This is a genomic window from Salipiger sp. (assembly GCF_059781815.1).
Genome location: NZ_JBYNAH010000040.1, coordinates 1 through 7,996 on the forward strand (window position 1 = coordinate 1; position 7,996 = coordinate 7,996).

A 7,996-nucleotide genomic window follows, 5' to 3' on the forward strand; every position below is an offset into this window, starting at 1 on the left:
CTCGGTGCTGGCGGCGGGCTCTTCGGGCGCGGGCGATGCCTCCGGTGCCTGCGCCGGCGCCGGGGCCGCGACGGTGGCGACCACGTCGCTGGCGTCCGCTGCGTCCGGCGCCGGCGCGACTGCGACCGCGTCCCCTTCGGCCTCGCCGGTCGGCGTTTCCGCGTCCGGGACGGTTTCAGCCGGTGGCGCAACGAGGCTGACCGGCCCCGTGTCCGGACCTATCACACCGCCCAGATAAAGCAGTGCCGCCAGCGCCACCGCGCCCAGAATCCCCCAGCCAAGAGCCTTTGTCATTGTCGTGCTATCCATGTCCCCAAGTGACGCTGCAGCGCAGCGCTGTTGAGAAGGTATAACAATCTCGTTATCACGGGTCAAAACAGCAATTCTCACCGAGTCTTAGCATGATCCCGAAATCCGTTTGCGTCTACTGCGGCTCGCGTCCGGGCCGCGCCGCCTCCTACACCACCGCCGCCGAGGCCATGGGGCGAGCGCTTGCCGCCGAGAAATGGCGCCTCGTCTATGGCGCCGGCGATGTCGGGCTGATGGGCGTGGTGGCGCGCGCCGCGCAGGCGGGCGGTGGCGAAACCTTCGGCGTGATTCCCACCCACCTGCTGCAGCGCGAGGTCGGCAAGACCGACCTCACCCGCTTTGTCGTCACCGAGACGATGCACGAGCGCAAGAAGGTCATGGTGATGAACGCCGACGCCATCGTGATGATGCCCGGCGGCGCCGGCAGCCTCGACGAGTTCTTCGAGGTGCTGACGTGGCGCCAGCTCGGACTGCACGACAAGCCCATCGTGCTACTCGACACGGAAGGGTTCTGGGGGCCGCTCAAGGCACTGCTGCATCACGTCGTCGACGAGGGCTTCGCCGACCAGTCACTGCTCGACTTCGTGCAGAGCGCCGAGACCGCCGAAGGCGTGATGGAGATCCTGCGCCGCGCCCTGAGCTGAGTGCAGGCGTCCGCCCCCTGCCCGGGCCTCAGTCGATCCGGCGCAGGGTGCTGCCGATCAGCTCTTCCGAGAACGGCACCGGCAGCGGATCGCGGCCCAGACGGGCGCGGTAGACCGGCAGGCTCTCGGAGACCCGCATGACGTAGTTGCGGGTCTCGTTGAAGGGGATCATCTCGATCCAGTCGACCACGTCGATCTCGCCCTTCCGCGGGTCTCCGAACTGGTCCATCCAGCGGATCGGACGCCCCGGACCGGCGTTGTAGCCCGCCGACATCATCACGACATTGCCGTCGAACCGCTCCGAGAGCCGGGCGAGATAGGTCGAGCCGAGCCTGGCGTTATAGGCCGGATCGGAGGTCAGACCGTCATGCGAATAGGCGATGTCGAGCCAGCCCGAGACCTCCTTCGCGGTGCCCGGCATCAGCTGCATCAACCCGCGCGCCCCGGCATGGGACACCACCGACGGGTCGAACTCGGATTCGCGCCGGGCGATGGCAAGCACCATCTCCTTGGGGATCGGGAACTCGGTCGCCACGAGGTCGGGATGCAGCGCGTAATAGGGCCCGGGCAGCTCGACACCGAACCGGGCGGCGCGCTTGCCGACCATGACCTGCACATGCGGCCGGCCCATCTCGGCGAGCATGTCTCCGAGCTGGCCGATCTGCTGCCGGTCGAGCCCTTCGGCCAGATGGGTGAGGAAGCGCTCGCCCAGCGTCAGTTCGCCCGAGGCCAAGAGCAGGATCGCCGCCTTGTAGACGCTGCTCTCGGTGAAGGCGGCGGTGTTCCAGTCGGGGAAGTCCTCGGTCCCGGCCAGCGCCGGGTTCGGGGCGACGCCCGCCTTCTCGGCGGCCAGAAGACCGTAGAACGAGGTCTGCCAGCGTGCCCCCTGCTCATAGGCCGTTTGCGCGGCCTCGGCGTTGCCCAGCGCCTCCTGTGCGCGGCCGGTCCAGTAGCCGGCGCGCCCGAGCGAGATCGGCGTGTCGACCGCGCCGCCGTGGCCCTGGAAATGGGCCAGCGCGCCCTGCGGGTTGTCGAGGAAACGCAGCGCGAGATAACCCGAGAGCCACTCGAGCGCGGCATAGTCCGAGCCCTCGGAGAGGTGATGGGTCGAGGCGACCTGATAGGCGGTCTTGTACTCGCCCTTCAGCATCAGAGAATGCGCAAGGTCATCGCGCCGCCCGGCCCAGGCCCAGGGCTCGCCCAGCGTCTCGGCGCTTTTCGAATGCTCGAGCAGCAGCGCGATGGCGTCGTCGGTGCGGCCCTTGCGGACGCGCCAGAGAAAGCGCTCATAGGCCAGCCCGGGATGATCGCGCAGGGCCTCGGGCACCTTCTCGATCAGCCCGTCGACACCGGGCGCCATGTCGCGCAGAGCGATTCGCGCCTCTGCCAGAGCGCGCCAGTCGTCGCCGACCAGCGGCAGGATGGCCCGGGCGTTCGATTCCCAGCCCTGCCAGAGCGCCATGTCGAGTCGCGCCTCATGATGCGCCTTCAGCAGATCCCCCCAATTGGACAGAAAGCTCGTGCGTTCGTCCGCAGAAAGCGCCAGCGTGCGCCACGCCATCACCACCTCGGCCTCGGCAGCGCCTCGTTCGCCCTCGGCCACGTAACTGCGCGCCAGCGCCAGCGCGCCGGCGCCGGTCTGCGGGCGGTAGCCGTCGAAGAAGGCGCGGATGATGGCGTTGTCGCCGGATTCCGAGATCGCGATCTCGCTCTTCTCGCGCAGGTAGGACATCCCCGGCCAGTCCGGGTTGCGGGTGATGAAGTCCATGATCTGCGCCGCATCGCCCCGGCTGGCCCGCAGGTAGTGCCACAGGATCACGTCGAGCGCCGGCTGCCCGTCGCCGCGCGAATCGATCAGCGCCGCAGCCCAGTTTCCCCCGCGCATGGCCTCCATGGCCTGCGCCAGCGGGCGATCCTGCTGTGCGGCGGCGGGAGAGATGGCCGGGAGGCCAAGGATGAGCGAGAGGAGGATGGCCCAAAGGCGCGACATGAGCTTGCAATTTCCGATCTGAAAAGGAATAGACGCGCTTCAAAGGATATCGCGCGCCATGTGAGCTTCAATTCACAATCCCTTCAGGCGGGCGATGTTCCGCCATATGACGGTAACACAGAATAGGAGCGTGTCATGTTGAAAGGTTCTATGCCTGCCCTGGTCACGCCGTTCAAGGACGGCGCAGTGGATTTCGACACGCTCAAACGCCTTGTGGAATGGCATATCGAGCAGGGTAGCCACGGGCTCGTTCCGGTCGGCACCACGGGCGAGAGCCCGACCCTCACGCACAAGGAGCATGAGGCGGTGATCGAATGCGTCGTCACCGCGGTGGCGGGGCGCATTCCGGTGGTGGCCGGCGCCGGCTCGAACAACACCGACGAGGCCATCCGCTTCGTGCAGTTCGCCGAGAAGGTCGGCGCCGATGCCGCGCTGGTGGTCACGCCCTATTACAACAAGCCGACGCAGGCCGGGCTGATCGCGCATTTCACCGCGCTGCACGACTGCGCCGACATCCCGATCGTGATCTACAACATCCCCGGCCGCTCGGCGGTCGACATGACCCCGGCAACGATGGGCGAACTGGCCAAACTGCCGCGCATCATCGGCGTCAAGGACGCCACCGGCGATCTCGCGCGAGTCTGCGCGCAACGCATCACCTGCGGCAAGGAGTTCCTGCAGATCTCCGGCGAAGACGCCACCGCGCATGGCTTCAACGCCCAGGGCGGCGTGGGCTGCATCTCGGTGACGGCAAACGCGGCGCCGGCGCTCTGCGCGCAGCTGCAAGAGGCGACGCTGGCCGGCGATTTCGGCAAGGCGCTCACGATCCAGGACCGGCTGATGCCGTTGCATCAGGCGATCTTTGCCGAGCCCGGCCTGTGCGGCGCGAAATACGCCATGTCGCGCCTTGGGCTTTGCGAGGAAGAGATGCGCCTGCCGCTGCTGCCGGTGACCGAGCCGGTGCGCACCCGCATCGACGACGCCCTGCGCCATGCCGGCCTGCTGAACTGAGCAGGCGGGTTGCCGCGCACGCGGCGCAGAACATTTGAAACGGCCGGGCACGTCCCGGCCGTTCGTCATTTCAAGACCTTGTAAAAAGATCGTTTCCCGCTCAGCTTCCCCGAAACATCCGGGAGGAGCCCATGCGGTTTCTGGCTTTCCTGTTCGCCTTCCTTGCCCCCGCCGGTGCGGTCAGCGCGGGCGATGATGAGGAGCGCGCCCTGCGGACGCTGCTGTCGCGCGGCGGCGAAGAGGTCGCGATGGCGCCTGCCTTTCTCGACAGCGTGCCGCCCGAGACCCTCTCGCAGGTGCTCGACGGGCTGAGCAACGCGATCGGCCCGGTGGCCCGGATCGACGGCAAGGGGCGCGACTACGTGGTGCAGTCCGACACCCACCGCCTGCCCGCCCGCATCGCATTTGACGCCGAGGGCCGGGTCTCGACGCTCTGGTTCGGCGCGCCCGAGCCGCGCGTCACCGACCTCGCCAGCGCCGAGGCACTGCTGCGCGAGCTCGGGGAAGACGTGGCCTGGCTCGCCATGCGCGACGGCGCGGTGATTTCCGAGCACCGCGCGGGCGAGGCGCTTGCAGTGGGATCGGCCTTCAAGATCGGCGTGCTGGCGGCGCTGGTCGACGAGATCGAGGCCGGGCGCCGCGACTGGGCCGATGTCGTACGGCTGGAAGACCGCCACCGCTCGCTGCCCTCGGGCCGGATGCAGAGCTTCCCAGAAGGCTCGCCGCTGACGCTGCACAGCGCCGCGCTGGCGATGATCGCCGAGAGCGACAACACCGCCACCGACCTGCTGATCGACCTGCTGGGCCGCAAGGCGGTCGCCGAGAAACTCGCGCTCCCGCCGGAGGCGCTGCTCACCACCCGCGCCTTCTTTGCCCTCAAGGCCGACGAGGCGCTGCGCGCCGACTGGCTCGCCGCCGCCCCCGCCGACAAGCCCGCCATCGCCGCCAGCGCCGCCGAAACCCTGCCCGCCATCGAGGCGGTCATGGGCCCGCACGATGCGGGGCTCGAATGGTATCTCCCGCTTGACCGGCTCTGCGCTCTGGGCGCACCGCTGGCTGCGCTGCCGCTGATGCAGGTCAATCCCGGCCCCGTGATCGCCCAGCCTGGCCTCTGGCAGAGCATCGCCTACAAGGGCGGCTCCGAGACCGGTGTGCTCAACTTTACTGCATGGCTCACCGACACCGAAGGCCGCCAGCATTGCGTGGCGCTCACCGTCAACGATCCCGGCGCGATCCCAGAGACCACGGCCATCGCCGCCTTTGGCGCCTTCCTGCGCAGCCTGCGCGGGCAGTCCTGAGCCGTGGCTTTCCATCCGCGCCCGCACAGGCTAGATCGGGCCGGGCAGGCAAATTCGGGGAAGACAGCATGAAGACAGTGGCCTGGGTGGCGGCGATCACCCTCGTTCTCGACCAGCTCAGCAAATGGCTGGTGGTGCATGTGATGTCGCTCGACAGCCGGCTCGCCATCGACGTGCTGCCGCCGTACCTGAATTTCCGCATGGCGTGGAACTACGGCGTCAATTTCGGCCTGCTGAACGGCGGCACCGACACCACCAAGTGGATCCTGATCTCGGTGGCGCTGGGCATCGTGCTGTTTGTGCTGGTCTGGCTGCGCCGCGACCCGCCGGGCACGCTCGGCCTGATCTCGGGCGGGCTGCTGATCGGCGGCGCGCTGGGCAACGTGGTCGACCGGCTGCTTTATGGCGCGGTCGCGGATTTCCTCAACATGTCCTGCTGCGGCATCGACAACCCCTTCGCCTTCAACGTCGCCGATATCGCGATCTTTGCCGGGGCGCTGGGGCTGGTGTTTCTTCCGGGCAGCGGGAAAAAGCGCGGGAAAAACGGCTCGTGACGCCGCGGGCCCGATACGTTAAAGCAGGTACAGGCAAGAACCGGAGAATGGCAATGAAGCTGTCGCAGGTCATGATCATGATGGGGCTGATGGGGCTCGCCGCCTGTTCGTCGGGCGAGCGCGATATCCGTCTGCACTATCTCAAGACCAACAGCGGCACGCCCGAGGAATTCGCCATCGTTCCGACCAAGCCGCTGGAAACTCCGCCGGCGATGAACGCCCTGCCCGTGCCCACCCCCGGCAGCGCCAACCGCACCGACCAGACGCCCAAGGCCGATGCCGTCGCGGCGCTTGGCGGCAACCCGGCGCGGCTGAACGAGGGCGGCACCCCCGCAGGCAACGGGCCGCTACGGCACCGATCCCAACATCCGCGCCGAGCTTGCCGCTGCCGATCTCGAGTATCGCAAGCGCAAGTCGCGCTTCAGCTGGAAGGTCGTGCCGCAGGACGAGTATTACGACACCTATCGCGAGCAATGGCTGAGCAGCTACGACGCGCTGGAAGCCTATCGCCGCGCCGGCATCGAGACCCCCTCGGCTCCGCCGGAAGGCTGGGACAACTAAGGCGCAGTTCCGGGGGCCACGGCTCCCGGCACCCGGTTTGCTCTCCAAGAGCCTCCCAGCAACATCCCGGAACGTCGAGCACCGACGCACAAGGACCTAGGGCCTGCCCGTCCCCGCGCGCAATGCCCTCCGTGCAGGCATTGTCGCCCCTCCCCCAGCCATCACGAATCCGCAAGGCCCGCTTGAATACCCGACAACTCCGCGTAGGTTCTGTGAACCTGAGGTTCAGACCGGGATATTGCCGATGAAGAGACTCGCCGCGGCCCTCACGCTTGCCGCCGTCACGCTCGCCGCGCCGCCAGCGCTCGCCGAGGAGACCTCCAGCCAGGTCACCGACTTCACCCTCGACAACGGCATGGAGGTCGTGGTGATCGAGGATCACCGCGCTCCGGTCGTCGTGCACATGGTCTGGTACCGCGCCGGCTCCGCCGACGAGACCGCCGGCACCTCGGGCGTCGCCCATTTCCTCGAGCACCTGCTGTTCAAGGGCACCGAGACGATGGAACCGGGCGAGTTCTCCAAGGTGGTGGCGCAGAACGGCGGCACCGACAACGCCTTCACCTCCTTCGACCAGACCGCTTATTTCCAGCGCGTCGCCGCCGACCGGCTCGGCCTGATGATGAAGATGGAGGCCGACCGCATGGTCAATCTCCAGCTCGACGAGGAAGACATCCTGACCGAGCGCGACGTCATCATCGAGGAGCGCAACATGCGGGTCGAGAACGATCCCTCGGCGCTCATGCGCGAGCAGATGGGCGCGGCGCTCTACCAGAATCACCGCTACGGCGTGCCGATCATCGGCTGGCGCCACGAGATGGAGGCGCTCGACCTCGAGGCCGCCACCAGCTTCTACGAGCGTCACTACGCCCCCAACAACGCCATCCTGATCGTCGCCGGCGATGTCACCCCCGACGAGGTGCGCGCGCTGGCCGAGGAACATTACGGACCCATTCCCGCCAACCCGGAGGTCGGCGCCCCGCGCCTGCGCCCGCAGGAGCCGCCGCAACTTGCCGAGCGCCGGGTGCTCTTCCGCGACCCCCGCGTCGCCCAGCCCTACGTGATCCGCCGCTACCTCGCCCCCGAGCGCAATCCCGGCGACCAGCGCGCCGCCGCGGCGCTCACCCTGCTCGACGAGATCCTCGGCAGCGGCCAGACCTCGGTGCTGAACCGCGACCTGCAGTTCGACCGCAAGGTCGCGCTCCACACTGGCAGCTATTACGACGGCACCTCCTACGACGAGTCGAGCTTCACGCTGGTGGTGGTGCCCACCGCCGAGATCAGCCTCGAGGAGGCCGAAGCGGCCCTCGACGAGGCGCTGGCGCGCTTCCTCGACGAGGGCGTCGACGCAGAGCAACTCGCCCGCATCAAGTTCCAGCTCAACGCCGATCTGGTCTACCAGCAGGACAGCACCCAGTCGCTGGCGCGGCGCTACGGCAACGCGCTGACTTCGGGCCTGACCATCGAGGACGTGCAGGCCTGGCCCGGGATGCTGCAATCGATCACCGCCGACGAGATCGTCGCGGCCGCCCGGCAGGTCTTCGACCGCAAGCAATCGGTCACCGGCTACCTGATGGCCGAGGAGGCCGCCGACGCCGCCCAGCAGGAGGTCTCGCAATGAAGCCGCTCTTC

At 68.0% G+C, this 7,996-nt stretch carries 6 protein-coding genes and 2 pseudogenes; 6 read left to right on the forward strand and 2 right to left on the reverse strand.

All coding sequences use genetic code 11. The features are described 5' to 3' along the window. Positions 1-294, reverse strand: a pseudogene (locus tag AC6RA4_RS06710) (LysM peptidoglycan-binding domain-containing protein); the annotation flags it as partial. A gap of 107 nt (positions 295-401) precedes the next feature. Between AC6RA4_RS06710 and AC6RA4_RS06715 the strand changes: the two are divergent. Beyond that, complete coding sequence (locus AC6RA4_RS06715) at positions 402-953, forward strand: LOG family protein (protein WP_500158652.1); 552 nt, start codon at positions 402-404, stop codon at positions 951-953. Positions 954-981: 28 nt separating this feature from the next. On the opposite strand, the gene AC6RA4_RS06720 is transcribed toward AC6RA4_RS06715, so the two are convergent. Continuing rightward, positions 982-2,943: a lytic transglycosylase domain-containing protein gene (locus AC6RA4_RS06720; protein WP_500158654.1), complete on the reverse strand. Its 1,962-nt coding sequence runs from the start codon at positions 2,941-2,943 to the stop codon at positions 982-984. 135 nt (positions 2,944-3,078) lie between these two features. On the opposite strand from AC6RA4_RS06720, the gene dapA reads away from it, so the two are divergent. From dapA to AC6RA4_RS06745, 5 genes and pseudogenes are all read left to right on the forward strand, one after another. Then, complete coding sequence (dapA, locus tag AC6RA4_RS06725; RefSeq protein ID WP_500158656.1) at positions 3,079-3,954, forward strand: 4-hydroxy-tetrahydrodipicolinate synthase; 876 nt, start codon at positions 3,079-3,081, stop codon at positions 3,952-3,954. A 131-nt stretch (positions 3,955-4,085) separates the two neighbouring features. Beyond that, the gene (locus tag AC6RA4_RS06730; RefSeq protein WP_500158658.1) at positions 4,086-5,252 is read left to right on the forward strand and encodes a serine hydrolase; all 1,167 of its coding nucleotides are present in this window, start codon (positions 4,086-4,088) and stop codon (positions 5,250-5,252) included. Positions 5,253-5,320: 68 nt separating this feature from the next. Then, a complete protein-coding gene (gene lspA, locus AC6RA4_RS06735) occupies positions 5,321-5,806 on the forward strand; it encodes a signal peptidase II (protein ID WP_500158660.1) in 486 nt (161 codons plus the stop codon). Between the two features lie 89 nt (positions 5,807-5,895). Then, a pseudogene (locus tag AC6RA4_RS06740) lies at positions 5,896-6,367 on the forward strand (DUF3035 domain-containing protein). 244 nt (positions 6,368-6,611) lie between these two features. Beyond that, positions 6,612-7,985: a M16 family metallopeptidase gene (locus tag AC6RA4_RS06745; protein ID WP_500158662.1), complete on the forward strand. Its 1,374-nt coding sequence runs from the start codon at positions 6,612-6,614 to the stop codon at positions 7,983-7,985. Positions 7,986-7,996 lie beyond the last annotated feature (11 nt).